Origin of the sequence: Streptomyces albidicamelliae (genome assembly GCF_025642175.1) — a bacterium.
In the GTDB taxonomy this organism is placed as follows: Bacteria; Actinomycetota; Actinomycetes; order Streptomycetales; family Streptomycetaceae; genus Streptomyces; species Streptomyces albidocamelliae.
Genome location: NZ_CP106795.1, coordinates 541058 through 559489, shown reverse-complemented (window position 1 = coordinate 559489; position 18432 = coordinate 541058). Strand labels below are relative to the sequence as shown.

At 73.0% G+C, this 18432-nt stretch carries 15 protein-coding genes and 1 pseudogene; 9 read left to right on the top strand and 7 right to left on the bottom strand.

Annotated elements, in window-relative coordinates:
• The first annotated feature begins 47 nt into the window (after positions 1-47).
• From N8I86_RS02730 to N8I86_RS02720, 3 genes are all read left to right on the top strand, one after another.
• Entirely contained in the window at positions 48-791 is a 744-nt protein-coding gene (locus N8I86_RS02730) for a beta-phosphoglucomutase family hydrolase (protein ID WP_263276983.1), read from the top strand.
• The gene (locus N8I86_RS02725; RefSeq protein ID WP_263276982.1) at positions 788-3187 is read left to right on the top strand and encodes a glycoside hydrolase family 65 protein; all 2400 of its coding nucleotides are present in this window, start codon (positions 788-790) and stop codon (positions 3185-3187) included. The genes N8I86_RS02730 and N8I86_RS02725 overlap by 4 nt, the downstream gene beginning before the upstream one ends.
• Before the next feature lie 83 nt (positions 3188-3270).
• Complete coding sequence (locus N8I86_RS02720; protein ID WP_073895861.1) at positions 3271-3699, top strand: hypothetical protein; 429 nt, start codon at positions 3271-3273, stop codon at positions 3697-3699.
• A 280-nt stretch (positions 3700-3979) separates the two neighbouring features.
• Here the strand turns inward: N8I86_RS02720 and snpA are convergent, their stop codons facing one another.
• A complete protein-coding gene (gene snpA / locus N8I86_RS02715) occupies positions 3980-4669 on the bottom strand; it encodes a snapalysin (protein ID WP_263276981.1) in 690 nt (229 codons plus the stop codon).
• Between the two features lie 213 nt (positions 4670-4882).
• Here snpA and N8I86_RS02710 point away from each other — a divergent pair, with 213 nt between their 5' ends.
• The 3 genes and pseudogenes from N8I86_RS02710 (at position 4883) to N8I86_RS02700 (ending at position 8483) form a co-directional block, all read left to right on the top strand.
• Entirely contained in the window at positions 4883-5920 is a 1038-nt protein-coding gene (locus N8I86_RS02710) for a LysR family transcriptional regulator (RefSeq protein WP_263276980.1), read from the top strand.
• A gap of 129 nt (positions 5921-6049) precedes the next feature.
• A pseudogene (locus N8I86_RS02705) lies at positions 6050-6629 on the top strand (SDR family NAD(P)-dependent oxidoreductase).
• Between the two features lie 105 nt (positions 6630-6734).
• Positions 6735-8483 carry a serine/threonine-protein kinase gene (locus tag N8I86_RS02700; protein ID WP_263276979.1) on the top strand — a complete coding sequence of 583 codons (1749 nt, stop codon included), beginning with the start codon at positions 6735-6737 and terminating at the stop codon, positions 8481-8483.
• A gap of 37 nt (positions 8484-8520) precedes the next feature.
• Here the strand turns inward: N8I86_RS02700 and N8I86_RS02695 are convergent, their stop codons facing one another.
• Both N8I86_RS02695 and N8I86_RS02690 read right to left on the bottom strand, forming a co-directional pair.
• Positions 8521-11364, bottom strand: a complete 2844-nt coding sequence (locus N8I86_RS02695) for a type 2 lanthipeptide synthetase LanM family protein (RefSeq protein WP_263276978.1) — start codon at positions 11362-11364, stop codon at positions 8521-8523.
• 68 nt (positions 11365-11432) lie between these two features.
• On the bottom strand, positions 11433-11633 hold the full coding sequence (locus N8I86_RS02690; RefSeq protein ID WP_198960451.1) for a DUF6229 family protein: 201 nt from the start codon (positions 11631-11633) through the stop codon (positions 11433-11435).
• A gap of 239 nt (positions 11634-11872) precedes the next feature.
• Here N8I86_RS02690 and N8I86_RS02685 point away from each other — a divergent pair, with 239 nt between their 5' ends.
• Complete coding sequence (locus tag N8I86_RS02685; protein ID WP_263280049.1) at positions 11873-12511, top strand: hypothetical protein; 639 nt, start codon at positions 11873-11875, stop codon at positions 12509-12511.
• A 42-nt stretch (positions 12512-12553) separates the two neighbouring features.
• Here N8I86_RS02685 and N8I86_RS02680 read toward each other — a convergent pair whose 3' ends face one another.
• Both N8I86_RS02680 and N8I86_RS02675 read right to left on the bottom strand, forming a co-directional pair.
• A complete protein-coding gene (locus tag N8I86_RS02680; protein ID WP_263276977.1) occupies positions 12554-13594 on the bottom strand; it encodes a spore photoproduct lyase family protein in 1041 nt (346 codons plus the stop codon).
• A 261-nt stretch (positions 13595-13855) separates the two neighbouring features.
• Positions 13856-14614 (bottom strand): TetR/AcrR family transcriptional regulator, encoded by a 759-nt coding sequence (locus tag N8I86_RS02675; protein WP_073895873.1) that lies wholly within the window; start codon positions 14612-14614, stop codon positions 13856-13858.
• Positions 14615-14743: 129 nt separating this feature from the next.
• On the opposite strand from N8I86_RS02675, the gene N8I86_RS02670 reads away from it, so the two are divergent.
• The gene (locus tag N8I86_RS02670) at positions 14744-15967 is read left to right on the top strand and encodes a saccharopine dehydrogenase family protein (RefSeq protein WP_123439157.1); all 1224 of its coding nucleotides are present in this window, start codon (positions 14744-14746) and stop codon (positions 15965-15967) included.
• Between the two features lie 295 nt (positions 15968-16262).
• Here the strand turns inward: N8I86_RS02670 and N8I86_RS02665 are convergent, their stop codons facing one another.
• A complete protein-coding gene (locus N8I86_RS02665) occupies positions 16263-16754 on the bottom strand; it encodes a MarR family winged helix-turn-helix transcriptional regulator (protein WP_073895876.1) in 492 nt (163 codons plus the stop codon).
• Between the two features lie 101 nt (positions 16755-16855).
• Here N8I86_RS02665 and N8I86_RS02660 point away from each other — a divergent pair, with 101 nt between their 5' ends.
• Positions 16856-17710, top strand: coding sequence for an SDR family NAD(P)-dependent oxidoreductase (locus N8I86_RS02660; RefSeq protein ID WP_263276976.1), 855 nt, complete (start codon positions 16856-16858; stop codon positions 17708-17710).
• A 69-nt stretch (positions 17711-17779) separates the two neighbouring features.
• Here N8I86_RS02660 and N8I86_RS02655 read toward each other — a convergent pair whose 3' ends face one another.
• On the bottom strand, positions 17780-18376 hold the full coding sequence (locus N8I86_RS02655) for a TetR/AcrR family transcriptional regulator (protein WP_073895880.1): 597 nt from the start codon (positions 18374-18376) through the stop codon (positions 17780-17782).
• Positions 18377-18432: the final 56 nt, after the last annotated feature.

The window sequence follows — 18432 nt, the reverse complement described above, 5'->3', positions numbered from 1 at the left end:
CGGTGTCGCCCCGCCGTCGGACGCCCGCACCTCCTAGCCTCGGCGGCATGCTACGGCTACCTCCCCACATCCGGGCCTGCCTGTTCGACCTCGACGGGGTGCTCACCCAGACGGCGAAGGTGCACGCGGCCGCCTGGAAGGAGATGTTCGACGGCTATCTCCGCGAGCGCGCGGCCCGCGAGGGCGCGCCGTTCGTGCCCTTCGACGCGGTCGGCGACTACGACGAGTACGTGGACGGACGGCCCCGCGAGGACGGGGTGCGCACCTTCCTCGCCGCGCGCGGGGTGCACCTGCCCGAGGGATCGCCGGACGACCCCCCGGAGTCGGAGACCGTCAACGGTCTGGGGACGCGCAAGAACGCCCTGGTGCTCCGGCGGATCCGCGAGGCCGGGGTGGAGCCCTACGAGGGGTCGGTCCGCTTCGTGCACGCGGTCCGCGAGGCCGGTCTGCGCTGCGCGGTGGTGTCGTCCAGCGCGAACTGCCGGGACGTCCTGGCGGCGGCCGGTATCGATGACCTGTTCGACGAGCGGATCGACGGCGTCGTGGCCCGCGACCGCCGGCTGCGCGGCAAGCCCGCCCCGGACACCTATCTGGAGGCGGCCCGCGGACTGGACACCGAGCCGGACGCCGCCGCGGTCTTCGAGGACGCGCTGGCCGGTGTCGAGGCCGGACGGGCAGGCCGGTTCGGCGTCGTGGTCGGGGTCGACCGGGTCGGCCAGGCGGAGCAGTTGCGGGCCCACGGGGCGGACATGGTGGTCCGTGACCTGGCGGAACTCCTGGAGTCGCGGTGATCACACATCCCAGCTTCACGGTCGAGCCGTGGTGCCTGCGCGAGACCGAGCTGAACCTGGAGGTGCTCGCACAGAGCGAGTCCGTGTTCGCCCTGTCCAACGGGCACATCGGCTGGCGCGGGAACCTCGACGAGGGCGAGCCCCACGGGCTGCCCGGCGCCTACCTCAACGGCGTCCACGAGCGGCACCCGCTGCCGTACGCCGAAGCGGGCTACGGATATCCCGAGTCCGGCCAGACGATGATCAACGTGACCGATGGCAAGATCATCCGCCTGCTGGTTGACGACCACCCGTGCGACCTGCGCTACGGCCAACTGCTGGAGCACGAACGCGTCCTGGACTTCCGGACCGGTGTGCTCAGCCGTACCGCACGATGGACCTCACCCGGCGGCCGCACCGTCCGGATCACCTCCCGGCGGCTCGTGTCCTTCGCCCAGCGGGCGGTGGCCGCCGTGGTCTACGAGGTCGAGCCGGTCGACGGACCGGCGAGCGTCGCCGTGCAGTCCGAACTCGTCGCCAACGAGCAACTGCCCACCATCGCGGGCGATCCGCGCGTCGCCGCCGCCACCAGGTCACCGCTCGTCGGCGAGGAGTACTTCGCGCAGGACACCCGGCTCCGGCTCGTGCACCGCACCGAGGCCAGCGCGCTGCGGGTCGGAGCGGCGGCCGACCATCTCGTCGAGGGCCCCGGAAGCACCCGCTGGACGGCCCAGTGCGAGCCCGACGTCAGCCGTCTGACGGTGACCGCCGACCTAGAGCCCGGGCAGCCGCTGCGCCTGGTCAAGTTCGTGGCCTACGGCTGGTCCGGCGAGCGTTCCCTGCCGGCCGTGCACGATCAGGTCGACGGAGCGGTGGCGGCCGCGGTCAGCACCGGCTGGGACGGGCTGGTCGCCGCGCAGCGCGCCTACCTGGACCGGTTCTGGGCCGGCGCGGACGTCGAGGTGGAGGGCGACGCGCAGATCCAGCAGGCGGTGCGGTTCGCCCTCTTCCACGTGCTCCAGGCCGCGGCCCGCGGGGAGAACCGCGCCATCCCCGCCAAGGGCCTGACCGGAACCGGCTACGACGGGCACTCCTTCTGGGACACCGAGTCCTACGTCCTGCCGCTGCTGACGTTCACCGCACCGGAGGCCGTGGCGCCGGCACTGCGGTGGCGGCACGGAACGCTGCCGGCGGCACGTGAGCGCGCCCGCCAACTGGGGCTCGCCGGAGCGGTGTTCCCCTGGCGGACGATCGAGGGCGCCGAGTGCTCCGCCTACTGGCCGGCCGGGACGGCCGCCTTCCACATCAACGCGGACATCGCGAACGCCGCGGTCCGCTACGTCATGGTCAGCGGGGACGAGGAGTTCGACCGGGGCGAGGGACTCGACCTCCTCGTGGACACCGCCCGGCTGTGGCGCTCCCTGGGGCACCACGACGCCGCGGGCGTCTTCCACATCGACGGGGTGACCGGACCCGACGAGTACAGCGCCATCGCGCGGGACAACCTGTACACCAACCTGATGGCCCGGCAGAACCTGGTCGCCGCGGCGGACGCGGTCACGCGCCACCCCGACCGGGCCGCGGAACTCGGGGTCGACGACGAGGAGTCCGCCGTCTGGCGGGACGCCGCGGCCCGCATGGCCATGCCGTACAACGACACCCTCGGCGTCCACGAACAGTCCGCCGGCTACACCCACTTCCAGCGCTGGGACTTCGAGGCGACCCCGCCCGAGAACTATCCCCTGCTGCTGCACTACCCCTACTTCGACCTGTACCGGAAGCAGGTCGTCAAGCAGGCCGACGTGGTCCTGGCGATGTTGGAGTTCCCGAACGCCTTCACCGAGGAGCAGAAGGCACGCAACTTCGCCTACTACGAAGCGCTGACCGTCCGCGACTCCTCACTGTCCGCCTGCTGCCAGGCGGTGCTCGCCGCCGAGACCGGGCACCTGCGGCTGGCCTACGCGTACCTGGGCGAGGCCGCGTTGATGGACCTCGACGACCTGGAGCACAACACCCGCGACGGTCTGCACATCGCCTCCCTGGCCGGGACGTGGATCGCGCTTGTCTCCGGTTTCGGGGGCATGCGCCGGCACATCGGCGAGGACGGCAGGCCGGACCTGCTCGGGTTCGCGCCCCGCCTGCCCGAAGCGCTCTCCCGGGTCGCGTTCACCGTGCTGATGCGCGGCCGCCGGCTCAAGGTCGACATCGGGCCCACCCACGTGCGCTACCGGCTGGTGGAGGGCGAACCGCTGGAGGTGCTGCACCACGGGGAGCCGCTCACCGTGACCGCCGGAGCGCCGGTGGAGCGCCCGGTGCCGCCCGCCACCGCCCGTCCCGAGCCGCAGCAGCCGCGCGGTCGGCGCCCCGCCGGCCTGGCCACCGAGGAGGAACAACTCCGGCCGGAGGCGCAGGAGTAGCCCGGAGGGACGCAAGAGGTGGCATACCGGGCCGGCTCGGCGGTCCCACGTTTGTCCCGCCGGGTGCGGGCAACGCGAAGTCCATGACTGAATCGAACGATGACTCGAGCCGGAAGTCCGCAGCGGTGCGCGAGAGCGCGTCCAAGGCGCGGCGGACGGCGGACAAGGCGACGGCACCGGCCGGCCGGGCGGCGAAGAAGGCCGCGACGACCACCGACGGCGCCGTGTCGGCCGCGAAGGCCGGCACCGAGCGTGCGGCCGGGGCGACGAGCGCGGCCGCCCGTACGGCGGCCCAGGGCGTCGAATCGGGCCGGCAGGCGCTGATCACGGCCTCCGGCCAGGTCGCGGCCACGGCCAAGACGGCCTGGACGGTCATCGCCCACCGCAAGATGATCGCCGCCGGTGTGGGCGCGGGTCTCACGGCGTGGACCGCCGCGTCCTACGCGCTGGGGCGACGCTCCGAGCGCCAGACGCACGGACCGCTCACCCGCCTCACCAGCGGACGGTTCTGACCCGTCCACGGACGCGGTCCGACATGTCCACCGGTGGACCAGGACGCCCCAGCCTTCCCGGACGCACCAGGGCCGGCCCATCGTTGTCGCACAGGCGACGATGGGCCGGCCCCCTGCCGTCGTAGGGCCGGTGGGGCCGGGGCCATGCCGTCGCAACGGCCGGTGGGACCGCCCCCGGCCGTTCCCGCGGCAGCGGTACGGACCACGGTCGGCGCCGCGGTCCGGACCGCGGCGGGCGGACCGGCGGGCGCCTGAGGCCGGTCCGCCTCGTCCACCTGGGTCAGCCGGTCTTGCTCAGCCGTGCGACGGCCTTGGCGAGACCGTTCACCCAGAGCTGGTTGACGCGGGCGCGCTCCGTGGAGTTCGGGTACCGGTTGGTGCAGGACGTGCCGGGGCCGCCGCCCGACATCAGCTCGCTGCACGGGCCGCTGTAGTGGTCCGGCAGACCCAGCACGTGACCGGTCTCGTGGGCGGCGACCCGGATCGAGTCGTACTGCCGGTTCTGCGCGTAGTCCAGGAAGATGTAGCCGCTGCCGTGGCCGTTGGTCGACGCGTACGAGCCGCGTGAGTCGTTGCCCTCGTAGTAGGCGAAGTCCGCGCCGCCCGAGGTCGCCTGGAGCTTGACGTTCGACACGGAGCTGTTCCAGATGGACGCGGCGCTCGATATCTGGGAGCGGAAGCTCGGCGCCTGGGAGGCGTTGTAGTAGACGGTCACCACCTTCAGGGAGGGCTGGGCGGCCTGCCGCTTCGCCACCGAGTTCAGCACGGCGTCGAAGAACGCCTTGTTGCCGGAGCTCTCGGCCGAACCGACGTAGCCGGCGGCGGAGGTGCGGGCCGGGGCCTCGGCGGCGCTCCGGGCACTCGCGGGGGTCGCGGTGCCGAGCGCGGCGGAGGCCAGGCCCAGGCCGAGCGCGAGGGCCAGAAGTCTCCTGGAGTTCTTCGGCCGGTCGGGCATGGGGAACGAAGCCATGTGGGGGGCTCCTTCTCGTCCTGTGGGGTTGAACGATCGGTTGCCCTGGAGTCTCCTTCAGTCCAACGGGACTGCGGATGATGGCAGTTGGGGATAGCCCGGTGCTATCGGCGGGCGGCTCGCCCCTCGCGCCGCCCGGCTCGGCCGACTCGTCCGTATTCGTTGGAACTTGAACATCTGGTGCACCGACCCGCTCCGCCCTACGCTCCCTCCATGGAGTTGGAGGTGAGGCACCTGCGCGTTCTCTGTGCCATCGCCGACACCGGCAGCCTGCACAAGGCGGCACGGCAACTCGGCCTGGCACAGCCCTCGTTGAGCACGCAGCTGCGACGTATCGAGCATGCGCTGGGCGCCCCGCTCTTCGTGCGCGCCCGGACCGGCTGCCGGCCCACCCCGCTGGGGCTCGCGGTACTGAGCCGCGCCAGGCCCCTGGTGGCGGAGTTCGCCGCGATCGTCACGGAGACCAGGGCGGCGGCCGCCCGCGCCGCCGGGGGCTTCCAGCTGCGCATCGGCGCCACGGCGAGCCGGGCCATCCCGGGCTGGTTACGTCTGCTGCGGGCCCGGGTCCCACGGATCGAACCCACCCTCCAGATGAACGTCTCCGCCAACTTCCTGCTCGGCATGGTCGCCGCGGGACGGCTCGACATCGCGTTCGTGCACGAGGTCGAGGGCAGTCCGCTGCGCATACCGCCCGGGCTCAGCCTGCGCGTCCTCGTCGAGCGGGAGCCGCAGTTCGTGACGCTCGCCGCGGACCACCCGGCGGCGGCCCGTCGGCAGGTTCCGCTCAGCGACCTGGCAGGCGACCGCTGGATGGTCGATTCCACGGTCGACGGGGAGTGGGACGCCCTGTGCCGGGCGCTCCGGGCGGCCGGACTGGAGTCGGAGATGCTGCACGGCGACTATCTCACCGCGTACTCGCTGGCCGCCACCGGCGAGGTGGTCACGGTGAGCCAGCCCACCGCCCACCCCCGTCCCGATCTCGCGATCCGTCCCCTGGAGGGCGACCCGATCGGCGTACGGCTCCTGCTCGCGGCCCGTACGGAGGCCGAACTGGACGACGTCTACCAGGAGTTGGCGGAGTCGTACTGGACGGTGGCCCGTGACGCTCCGGCCTACCGGGAGTGGCTGGAACGGGCACGCGTGCCGCTCGTACCGCTCGACCGCGCCGCCGAGCCCCCGCTCGGCCGACGAAGACCGGGCTGTCCGGCCCAGGCGTCCGCGAGACCGGCGGCTCCCAGCACCCACCGCTGATCGTCGAGCCGGCGCTCGCCCGGACCCACGCGCTGGTGTCCGGCGCCCCTGAGTGGCCACGGCACGAGGGCCGGACCCGGACTCACCCTCCCGCGGTTGGGCCGCGGGAACGGTGGACACTCGGACGTCATGGACGATGACAGGCCGCTCGCCCTGGTGACCGGGGCATCGAGCGGAATCGGATACGAACTGGCCGGTCGGATCGCCGAGAACGGCTTCGACCTGCTGATCAACGCGGAGGACGACCGGCTCGACCACGCCGCGCAACGGCTGCGCGAGTCCGGCGCCGGCGTACGCGCCGTACGGGCCGACCTCAGGGCGCCGGAAGGAGTGGACAAGCTGGTCGCGGCCACCACCGGCCTGCGGATCGACGTCGCCGTACTCAACGCCGGAGTCGGGCAGGGCGGTGCCTTCGCGGACACCGACCTGGCCGACGACCTCGCGATCGTCGACCTGAACGTGGCCTCCACGGTGCGGCTCGCCAAGCCGCTGCTGCGCGACATCCTCACCAGGGGTGAAGGCCGGATGGCGTTCACGTCCTCCATCGCCGCCACCATGCCGGGGTCCTTCCAGCCGGTCTACGACGCGATCATGCAGGACGAAGGCCCAGGGCCTGGCGAACAAGGTCCTGCCGGACAGTGCGAAGGCCGCCCTGCACCGCTCCATGGCCGAACCGGGAACGGCCGAGGACACCGACGGACGCGACTGACCGGCCGGTGAACCGAGCGCCGCACGGTGACCGCGCGCCGGGGCCGCCCGCCCGGCCACGAGGCCCGTGCCACGGGTGTCGGCGGCGACAACTATGCTCCCGCGCATGAGCGATGCGGGCAGCGACACCAGCGGCAGACGGGTTGTGGACGGGCGCTTCGAGCTGGAGAAACGGCTCGGTGGCGGCGGTATGGGCATGGTCTGGCTGGCCCGCGACCTGATGCTGCACCGGCACGTGGCCGTCAAGGAGGTCCGGCCGGCCGACCCCGACCTCGCGGAGTACGACCCGGAGGCGGCGCGGCAGCTGCGGGAACGGGTCCTGCGGGAGGCCCGCGCCCTGGCCCGGGTGGACCACCCCAACGTGGTGACGATCCACCACATCGTCGACGGCGGCACGGGCGGCTTCCCCTGGATCGTGATGGAGCTCGTCACCGGCGGCTCCCTGGCCGATCGCCTCGCCCGCGGGCCGATGGACCCGCGGGAGGCGGCACTGCTCGGACGGGAGGTGCTGGCGGCTCTGAGCGCGGCGCACGCCGCGGGCATCCAGCACCGTGACGTGAAACCCGCCAACGTGCTCCTGCGGCCCGACGGGCGCCCGGTGCTCACCGACTTCGGCATCGCGGCGATCCGCGAGTCCACGGCGCTCACCGCGACCGGATCGGTGATCGGCACCCCCGACTACATGGCCCCGGAACGCGTCTCGGGCCACGACGGCGGGCCCGCCTCCGACCTGTGGTCGCTGGGCATGATGCTCTACACGGCCGTGGAAGGCCGGCATCCGCTGCGCAGGGGTTCGACGTTGGCGACCCTCGCGGCCGTCATCAGCGAGGACATCCCGCCGCCGGTCCACGCCGGGGCGCTGACCGACGTCCTGGCCCGGGTCCTCGTCCGCGACCCCGCCGCACGTCCCGGCGCCGGTGAGCTGGAGCGCATGCTGGAGGCCGCGGCCCGCGACGCCGGAACACCGCCGACGTCGTACCAGCTGCGGCCGCCGCCCGTCGAACCACCGCACCCCGCCCCGACGACGGTGACGCCCGGTGCGCCGGGTCCCGGCCACACCACGGCGGCGGACGGCTTCGGCCCGGCGCCCGTGATGCTCCCGGGGCCGTACGGCGGCACGGGGCAGACGGTGGTACCGGGTCCCGAGGACGCGCGGCCGGGGTCGACGACCATGCCCGTGCGCCGCGGACGCGGCCGGCGCTGGACCCTGGTGACCGTGCCGGTCGTGGGAGTGGCGCTCGCCGGCACCCTCATGTGGACGCTGCGGCCGGACGGGGGCACCCACGACTCCTCCTCCGGGTCGGGGTCCTCGCACTCCGCCGACGCCACCACCGGGGCGGCGACACCGACCGGGCCGGCCCGGGTCTCCGCCTCTCCGGCAGGAAAGGAACAGACGACCGGCAAGAGCCTGTTGACCCCGGACGGCATCCGCACCGCCGTCGAGGCGATCAAGAAGGCGACCGGGCGGGACCGCTTCGGCAGTCTCACGGTGTACCCGGAGTACGTCTCCGCCGACGTGATGGTGAAGGGCAGCGACACCAAGTACGACTCGTACACCTACCGTCCCGGGCAGGAGGTGGAGGAAGGCATCATCCACGGCAAGCTGACCCTCGGCGACGCCGCCATCACCCTCGACGGATTCGACTGGGACGCGGTCCCGGCGCTGATCCGCGAGGCGGAGAAGAAGCTGAACGTCGACCACCCCAAGACGCGCTACCTGGTGCTGGAACTGGCGGACGACGCCTTCGGCACTCCCGACGGCATGGCCGTGTACCTGAGCGACGACTACGGCACCGGCTACCTCCAGGCGGACCGCAAGGGGAAGGTCGTACGGGTGATGCCCGCCGACGGCTGAGGGGCGCCCCGGCCCGGGCGCCCCGCGTCGGCGCGGGCTAGTCGAGGAGCAGGGGATCGGGCAGGGACGCCGACCGGTGCATGCACAGCAGGGTGTGCACGACGCCCGAGAGTCCCGACATCAGGCTCGGGGAGAACGCCTCGCGGGCCAGCCCGCCGACGGGACCGCGCTGTTCCAGGCCGGTGAGGATCTCCCCGTCCAGGTCGTCAAGGGTGCCGAGACCGTCGGCGCCTTCACCGCTCATGGACGTGAGGAACCGCCAGAGGCCCAGGTCGCCGTGGCACAGCGTGTGGCTCCAGCCGAAGCCCTCGGCGGCGCAGGCACGGGCGGCCCGGCGGGCCATGTCGAGGTGGGCCGGCTCGCCCGTGCGCCGGTGCAGGTCGAGCATGCCGATCCCGACGCCCGCGCTGCCGTGGCACCAGCTGGTGAAGAAGTCCTCCTCGGCGCCGTCGCGGATGTCGAGCCAGTTGCCCGCGGCGGGCTGCCACAGGGATTCCTGGAAGTCGAAGGCCCGCTCGGCGATGTGCCGCCAGGCCCGCCGCTCCGCCGGGGTGCCGGCCCCGCTGAGCGCGAGCCTGGCCAGCGCCCAGCCGATGCCGGTGGCGCCGTGCGCGAACCCGCCGATGCCCTCGGGGTTCAGCCGGGTCGTCCAGCGCGCGCCGCCGGAGTCGACGGCGGCGAGCCGGATCAGCCGGCGGCCGATGTGCGCGGCGACGGACAGCCAGCGGTCCTGACCGGTGGCCTCGGCCAGGCCGATCAGCGGGACGATGCCGCCGGCGGCCCCGTTCAGGAGATCCACCTCGACGTCGTCGTCGACGAGGCGCCCTTCGAGGAGTACGGCCCGTTGGGCGGCCCGCGCCAGCGGCCACGGCTCGTCGAGGACCCGGTGCAGCGCCAGCCATGTCCACACCTGCGAGGCGGCCCCGCTGAACGCGCCCGCCGACGGCGTGGGTGTCCGGTCCTCGGTGCCGATCAGCACGCGCAGCGCGCCCTCGAAGGTCTCCTCGACGCCCGGTACCTCGTCCGCCCGGCCGGCGCGGACCTCGTGCACGTACTCCGCGAGCGTGAGCGCCACCCCGCCCTGCCCGGTGTAGAGGTCGGCGGGCAGCACCCTGATGGACCATCCCGCCGGGGTGAAGACCGGGCTGATCCAGGTCACCGTGCCGTCCGCGCCCCGCACCGCCCCGTCGCACAGCCGGCGCACCATCGCCGCGGCCAGCCGCCGCCGGCGGGCCTCCCGGTCACGGGCGTGCGGTCGCTCGGCGGCGGCCCGCACCCGTGCGGGCAGGGACCGCTCGTTGAGGTACGCGCCCACCAGGGCGTCCTGGATCACCGACTCCTCCAGCGCGAAGTCGGCGGTGCGCCAGTCCTCGACGGTGTTCCGTACGACGGTCCGGTCCACGGTGAAGGCGAACAGCGGCACGTCACCGGCCAGGAGGTCGGCGATCTCGCCGTCGATGGTCCCGGTGTCCGTCGGCGCGCCCGGCAGCACCTCGGCGTTGCGCCGCAGGATGTCCCGGGCCCGTGCCACGGCCGTGGCCTCGTCGTGCAGCGACGCCGGGTGCCACAGCATCCGGCCGATGTCGACATAGGCCTGGGTCGGCCGCCGGATCCGCCGCACGCGGGCCCCTTCGAAGCGGTGCAGCAGCCGGAGCGGGTCCACCTCGTCGCGCCGCAGATGGGCGGTCATCTCCTGGAAGCCGGCCAGGATCCGGTCCCAGTAGGTGCTCAGCACGGGGGTCGGGCTCGGGTGGTTGCCCGCCGTGGGCATCGCCACCAGGTCCACCTCGAAGCGGGCCGCCGCGGTACCGCCCTCGGCGATCACCGGGTTGGGGATCAGCGGCTGCTGGCCGGGCAGCGCGCCGACGCCGGAGATGTCCACCCCGCCCAGCGCGAATCCGGTGCCCCGCACGGGCAGCAGCCCGGTGCGCAGCACGGTCCGGCGGATGGCCGCCGCCGCCAGGTCGACCGCCTCCCCGCGGCCGCTGGGCGGGAAGGGGGCGGGGGCGTCGAAGAGCGTCTCGGCGTCCACGATCACCGGCACCGGACCCGCCGCGATCATGTTCTCGGCGTGCATGTCGGTGCCACCGGTGAAGCGGAGCACGGCGAGCCAGTGCCCCATGTTGCGGTAGAAGGCGGCGAGTTCCGTGTCGTCCGCGCAGTAGCGGTGCTCCACGAACTCGGCCCATCCGTAGCCCTCGCGCGGGAGGGTGCGGGGCACCCGGATCCGCTCGTCCCGAGGGGGTGCCTCGGGGAAGTCCGCGAACAGCTCCTCCAGCAGGGCGCCGAGGGCGACGTCCACCTCGGACGGGCGTGGCTTGTACATGACCGTCCCGCCGGTGAGGTCGAGCCGGCTGACGGTCAGGCCGCCTCCGTGGCTGTCGCCCGCGCCGAAGGTGACGGCCCCGAGGCGGCCCGCGGGTGCGCCGAGCAGCGGCGCGAGCAGGTCCCGGTCGGCGGCGAGGCGTTCGGCGAGGGCGGCCGTGGCCGCCACCGACATCCGGGCGACGACGGCGACGCGCCGCCCGAGGCTCGGGTAGCGGCCGGCCAGCTTGTCCAGGTAGCCCTCCGCTCCGGCCTGTTCGACGAACGCGTTCCAGGTGGCGGTGTCCGGGGCGCCGGACCGCCCGGCGTCCGGAACACCCTGCGCCATGCGCAGGGCGTGCAGTTCGACGAGGAACAGCCGGGTGAGCTTCGCGTGCAGGGAGTTGAGCAGTGCCGTGTGGCCGGCCTCCAGCAGGACGTCCCGCTCCTCCCCGTGCAGTGCGGTCACGGCCGCCAACCGCCGGGCCAGGTCCTCCCGCCACGGACGCGCGATGCCGCGCACGGGACCGTCGAACCACTCCGCCCGTTCTCCGCCGTCCGCTGCCGATGCGTTCACCCGCCACCCTCCCTGCTTCTTCGGACGGCACGCGCCCCTTCGGACGCGTGCCGGGAAAACACGGGAGGTCAGCAGCACCAGCTGCCGCGCGACCCGCTCGGGCTGGAGCAGAAGCCGTAAAGGGAGTCGCTCGGGTCGGTGAGCGCGGCCTCCGCGGCGGTGCCTCCGACGTACAGCGGGCCGGCGGGGTTGAGCTCGCCGTACGCGGTCTCGGCGCCCGACAACCAGGCTTCGAGCACCGCGGCCGTGCGCACACTGTTCTGAGACATGGGTGGCCTCCGAATTCGCGAGTGAGGGCGGTTCGCCCAGCCCGAGTATCGCCGTGTTCGACGGCCCGTCAGCCGATCAATCAAGCCACTGTAGTGCGGTGGTCCACGGGGGAGCCGGGGCTGCTGGGACGGGGGAGGGGCGTCCGATGGCACCAGTCCGACTCGCGCGGCCGCCCGGCAGCACCGACGATGAGTCCAAGATCTCCTCGTGCACGTTCCCCACCTGCAAGGAAGACCGCATGCCCTCCCACCGCCGGACCGGCCTCCTCAGCGTTCGTCCTCGTTCCCTGGCATCGATCACCTTGACGTGTTGCTGCCTCGTGGCAGCGGGCGCGCTCACCGGTTGCGGCAACGGCGGCGGTGGCACCGGCTCCACCGCCAGCGCGACGCCCACCGCCCCGGACACGGCCTCGTTCAGCGGGGCGCCGCCCTCGGCGCTCGCCTCCTCCGCGTCCTCGGCCATCGCCTCGGCCCGGGAGTCGGCATCGGCGGCCGCCTCCTCGGCGTCGGCCCGCGCCGAGGAGTTCGAGGCCTCGGTGTCGGCCGAGTTCGAGCGCAGGACCCAGGCGGCCCAGAACGCGCTCAAGGGGGTCAAGGGCAGCGGCAACGCGGTGTCCGACGTCGGCATGACCGGCATTCCCAAGGCGCAGACCGGGGGAGTGCTCGCCGTGCTGGTGACCATCACCAACAAGACGAGCCAGAAGGCGTCCTACGCCGTGCAGATCGACTTCGAGGACGCGGACCACCACGTCGTGGAGACCAGGTACACCGGCGCCGAGAACCTCGAACCCGGGAAGAAGGAACAGCCCATCGTCTTCAGCCACCAGCAGTCCGAGCAGAATCTCACCCCTCGTCTGGCCAAGGCCCAGCGCTACTGACCCACCGACCGGCCGGCCCGCTCGGCCTCCCGGACAGGGCGGTCAGAAGGCGTAGCGGATGCGAAGCCACGGCGCGTGGGCCGCGACCAGCGTGCGCACGGCCTGTACGGCCTCCGCCTTGACGCGGTGGTCGTACCGGACGTTCACCGCCCCGTTCTCGGAGCGTTTCGGCTCCTGCAGACCCGGCTGCCACAGCGCCTCCTCGGCGCGCGGATGCCAGCCGAGGTTGACCTCGTGCAGTTCCCGGTTGTGGGTCAGCATGATCACTTCGGCGGCCGCCTGCTGTTTGACCCGGTCCGGCAGGACGTCGTCGAGCTGCCGCAGCACTTCGGCCCACGCCTCCTTCCAGCCGGGGCGCAGGACGACGGGCGAGAGGTTGAAGTGGACCTCGTAGCCCGCGTCCAGGAAGTCCGCGGCGGCGGCGATCCGCTCGCCGACCGGTGAGGTGCGCACGTCCAGCAGGCGTGAGTCCTCGGCGGGCATCACCGAGAACCGGACGCGTGTCCGGCCGCGCGGGTCGAGCGCCAGCAGGTCGGGGTTGACGTACTTGGTGGCGAAGGAGGCCTTCGCGGTCGGCCACTGACGGAAGGCGTGTACCAGGTCCGCGGTGTTGTCGCAGATCAGCGCGTCCACGGAGCAGTCGCCGTTCTCCCCGACGTCGTAGACCCAGGCCGTGTCGTCGCACTGGTTGGGCTCCCGCTTGGGGCCCTGGCGCGCGATGTGCCGCCCCAGGTGGGCGATGATCCGGTCGATGTTGGTGAAGACGGTGACGGGGTTCGCGTACCCCTTGCGGCGCGGCACGTAGCAGTACGCGCAGGCCATCGCGCATCCGTTGGAGGCGCCGGGGGCGATCCAGTCGGCGGACCGTCCGTTCGGCCGGGTGGTCAGCGACTTCCGCTCACCCAGGACGAGGGTCTCGCCCTTCACCCGGACCCAGCGCTCGACGTTGCCCTCGTTGCCGTGCAGCCCCGGGATGCGCCAGTGGGAGTCCACCTCCACCACGTTCGCGGCCGGGAACCGGGCGAGGATCTCGCGGCCGCGCGGGGACGCAGCGGCCGCGGGCTCCGCGTAGACGTGCCGCACCGGCAGCAGACGGCGCGCCGCGGGCGAGTCGCGGAACGGGCGCGGCCCTCCGGCCGGCGCGCCGGGCCTGTGCCGCCCCCGCCGGGCGTGGCGGTACCGGCCAGCGCGTCGAGACCGAACAGGGCGTCGGAGTCGCCGTCCGGTCCGGCGGTGGGGTACGGCATCGTGTGCTCCGCTCGGCGTGGGGGAGGAATGGCCTGAATCAGGTCCAAGCACCCACCGTACGTGAGGCGGCGCGCCGACCCGCGGCGCGCGCCCGGCTCACCGGCCGTCGGCCGGTCCGTCCGGCCGGGCGGACCGGCGACGGGCGGTGCCGGACCTCGCCGGCGCCAGTTGTGCGGCTGCGCCGTCCAGCAGGGTGTCCAGGACGGTCGCATAGGCGCTGTGCGGCATGCGGGCGGCCAGCAGGGGGGCGGTCGCGGCGATGTGCGGATAGCTCTCCGCGGGCAGCCGGGCGTAGGTGGAGGTCCACATGTCCTCGTCCGCCGCACGGGCCTCCTCCGTGAGGGCGAGCGCTCCGGCGTCGAGGGCCACGAAGGCCAGGCTCAGATCGATGAAGGCGTGGTAGAGCCGGACGGCGGCGGGATCGGGGAAGCCCGCGGAGCGCAGGATGCCCAGGATCGTCTCGTCGACCGCGATCTCCCGGGGCCGGCCCGACACCCGGCTCGCGGTCAGGGCGGCGGCGTGTGGGTGGGCGAGGTACGCGGAGTGGATGGCCAGGCCGAGGGCGCGCAGGTCCGCGCGCCACTCGCCGGTTGCGGTCCAGCTGTCCAGCGCCCGCCCCATCAGCTCCTCGCCGATGGCCCGCGTCAGGTCGTCCATACCGCCGAAGTAGCGGTACAGGGTGCTCGGGTCCGCGCCGAGCGCGGTGCCCAGCCTGCGTGCGGTCAGGCCGGCGCTGCCGTGCTCGCGCAGCACCCGCAGCGCGGTCCGCACGATCAGCGCCTCGGACAGCACCGTGCCCTGCTGGGTCGGCCGGCGCCTGCGCCGCGCCGCCTCGGGCACCACCTGCTTGGCCATACGGACCACTCCTCCTCGGCGCGCCACGACCGCGCTCCTTATGCCAACGCAGTTGACTTTACCTTGAGCGGTCCCGTTGCATCGGGGCGTCCCGCATAGGCGGGTGCCTTGCGGAGAAAGGTGTCGGACATGCGAGTACTTCTCGTGGGCGCGGGCGGTGTCGGAACCGCGGTCACCCGGATCGCGGCCCGCCGCGGCTTCCTGACGCACATGGTCGTGGCGGACTACGACCTGAGCCGGGCCGAGGCGGCCGTCACCGCGCTGAAGGAGCGGGGGGACCGCTTCAGCGCCCGGCGCCTGGACGCCTCGGACGAGGACGGGGTGCGCCGGCTGCTCGCGGAGGAGCGCTGCGACGTCCTGCTCAACGCGACCGACCCGCGGTTCGTGATGCCCCTGTTCCGCGCGGCGTTGGCGGCGGGCGCGCACTACGTGGACATGGCCATGTCCCTGTCCGCCCCGCATGCCGAACGCCCGTACGAGGAGTGCGGCGTCAAGCTGGGCGACGACCAGTTCGCACTGGCCGGCCGCTGGGCCGAGTCGGGCCGGCTCGCGCTGGTCGGCATGGGTGTGGAACCCGGCCTGTCCGACGTCTTCGCCCGGTACGCCGCCGACGAACTCTTCGACGAGATCGAGGAGATCGGCGTCCGCGACGGGGCCAACCTGACCGTCGAGGGCTATGACTTCGCCCCCTCCTTCAGCATCTGGACCACCATCGAGGAGTGCCTGAACCCGCCGGTGGTCTACGAGAAGGACCGGGGCTGGTTCACCACCGCGCCGTTCAGCGAGCCGGAGGTCTTCGACTTCCCCGAGGGCATCGGCCCGGTCGAGTGCGTGAACGTGGAGCACGAGGAGGTGCTGCTCATCCCGCGCTGGGTGGACGCGCGCCGGGTGACGTTCAAGTACGGCCTCGGCGACGACTTCATCGCCAAGCTGAAGACCCTGCACGAGCTGGGCCTGGACTCCACCGCGAAGGTCGGCGTCCCGGGTGAGGACGGGGCCGTGCGGGTCTCCCCGCGGGACGTGGTCGCCGCGTGCCTGCCGGACCCGGCCACCCTGGGCGACCGGATGACCGGCAAGACGTGTGCCGGCACCTGGGTGAAGGGCACGAAGGACGGCGCTCCCCGCGAGGTGTACCTCTACCACGTGGTCGACAACCGGTGGTCGATGGACGAGTACGGCTCCCAGGCCGTGGTCTGGCAGACCGCGGTGAACCCGGTCGTCGCCCTCGAACTCCTCGCCACCGGGGCGTGGTCGGGCAAGGGGGTCCTCGGCCCCGAGGCCCTGCCGCCCCGCCCGTTCCTCGACCTGCTCACCGAGTACGGCACTCCCTGGGGCCTGCGCGAGCAGGGCTGAGGCCCGGCTCCTCGGCCCACATGCCACGAGAGAGGTGGGGGCCGGGACGACGAAGCCGCCCGCCGGGTGTGCCCCGGGCGGGCGGCTGCTGCCGTAGCTGTTCAGAGATCGAGGTCGGCGGCGGCTGAGGTGTCCTGGGCCGCTGGACGACACCGGCAGGAAGCCGGTGACGGGATTCGAACCCGCGTTTCCCGCTGTGCAGGCGAAGTAGCCGCTGCCTGCGCACCTGAACGAGCACCACCCTAGTGCGCGGCCGCTCCGCGGGGCACCTCATTTACCGGCGCGGTCACGGGCGTCACTCGGTGGGCCCGCTCACCGGGTCCTGCGCCAGCCGCTCCTTGTCCGCCTTGAGTTTCCGCCACACCGTGCCGAGCGCCTCCAGGTCGTGCTCGTCGAGGAGATCGGTGAACACCGGCGCCAGGACCTCACGGCGGGTGGCGTCGGCCCGCTCGAAGAGGCGGTGGCCCTCGTCGGTCAGCGAGATCTCGACCGACCGTGCGTCACGCGCGGACGGGGTGCGGCTGACGAGGCCGCGGGCCTGGAGGGCGTCGACCACCCGCGAGACCTGGCTGCGGCTGAGCATGGTGCTGTTGCCGAGGACGGACGCGGGCACCGGGTCGGGGCTGGAGGCCAGCCAGAGGATGACCTCGAACCAGGACACCGGGAGGTCGTGCGCCTTCGTGAGGGCCCGGTCGACGCGTTCGGTCATCACGGTGCCGGCCCAGACGAGCCCGTAGAAGGCGTAGTCGGCGGCGGGCATCTCGGCCTGGGGCAGCTTCTTCGGCATGCGTCGAAGTATAGGCGGGGTTGCGTGCGCACACACATAAAGCTATGTTGTGTGTGCACGCACATAAACCAGCGTGTTTCGATCGTCCGAAAGGCCCCGCCATGTCCGCCACCCCCCGCACCGCCCGCACCGTCCTCATCACCGGTACCTCCTCCGGTATCGGCCTCGCCGCGGCCGTGGCCGCCGCCCGGGCGGGCTGGCGCACGGTCGCCACCCTCCGCGACACCACACGCGCCGACGCGCTGCGCAAGGCCGCCGCCGAAGCGGGCGTGGAGCTCGACATCCGCCGCCTCGACGTCACCGACGAGGCCTCGGTCGCCGCCGCGATCGACGGTGTGATCTCCGACTACGGCCGCCTCGACGCCGTCGTCAACAACGCGGGCGCAGGGCACCTCGGCACCCTGGAGAACGACTCCCTCGCGGACGTCCGCAAGGTGATGGAGGTCAACTTCTTCGGTGTGCTCAGCGTCTCCAAGGCCGCGCTGCCCCACCTCCGCGCCGTCGGCGGCCGCCTGATCACCGTCACCAGCGTCGGCGGTGTCGTCGGCCAGCCGTTCAACGAGGCCTACTGCGCCGCGAAGTTCGCCGTCGAGGGCTACATGGAGAGCCTGGCCCCCGTCGCCGGGACGCTCGGTGTGAGCGTGTCCGTCGTGGAACCCGGCGCCGTGGCGACCGAATTCGTGAACAACATCGGCGTCGACCTCGAAGCCGGCATCGACGCCGGCGCGTACACCGGCGCGCTGCGCCACTACATCGACCGCACCGTGGAGCAGTTCCTGGACGGCACCGCGCAGACCCCGGCCGGTGCGGCGGAGGTGGTCATGGAGGCCCTCGACGCCGAGCGGCCCGCGTTCCGGATCCAGACCACCGACTGGGCCCGCGCCTTCGTCGGCGCCAAGCTGGCCGACGTCGACGGCTCCGCCGTGCAGGCCCTGACGGGCTCCTGGGTCGGCTGACCGGTCGCGCGATCGCGCGACCGGTCAGCCGGCCCGCGCGCGGCGGCGGTTCCGGCACCGGGACGCGGGTCAGCCGGCGCCCAGTGAGGTGAGCAGGCGGGCGCAGCGGGCCGTCATCTCGGCCGCGCTCTGGTCCGGGTGGTCGGACCACCAGCGCATCACCGCCGCCACCGTGTACTGCCAGACGTGGTCCAGGAGCTGGTGGTCCAGCGGGTCGTCGTGCCCGGCGTGACTGAGGAGGCCCGCCGCGCCGGCCGCGCCCATGGCCGCCAGGCGCCCGCGGTAGAACCGCACGGCGTCGCGCGTCTCACCGGCCGGCGGCAGGGCCGGGTCGTAGAGCACCGCCCAGGCGTACCGGCAGTCCTCGACCGCGGTGAAGATCGCGGACAGCGTGTCCAGCGCGTGCTGCGCCGATCCGCTGCGCGTCCCGGCGGCGGCCACGGCGTCCACCAGCAGGCCGCCCACCCGGTGGACGCAGGCGAGGTACAAGCCGTCCTTGGAGTCGAAGTAGCTGTACACCAGCGGCTTGGAGATCCCCGCGCGCAGCGCGACGGCGGCGACGGACACCCCCGAGTAGCCCTTGCCGCCGAACTCCTCCAGTGCCACGTCGACGATCTGTCGCTCCCGCTCGGCGCGGGAGACGCCCTTCGTTCCGGCCTTGCCCATGGGCCCGACCCTACCCCACGATATGACTGAACAGTAATTTACCCATGGGTCAATTG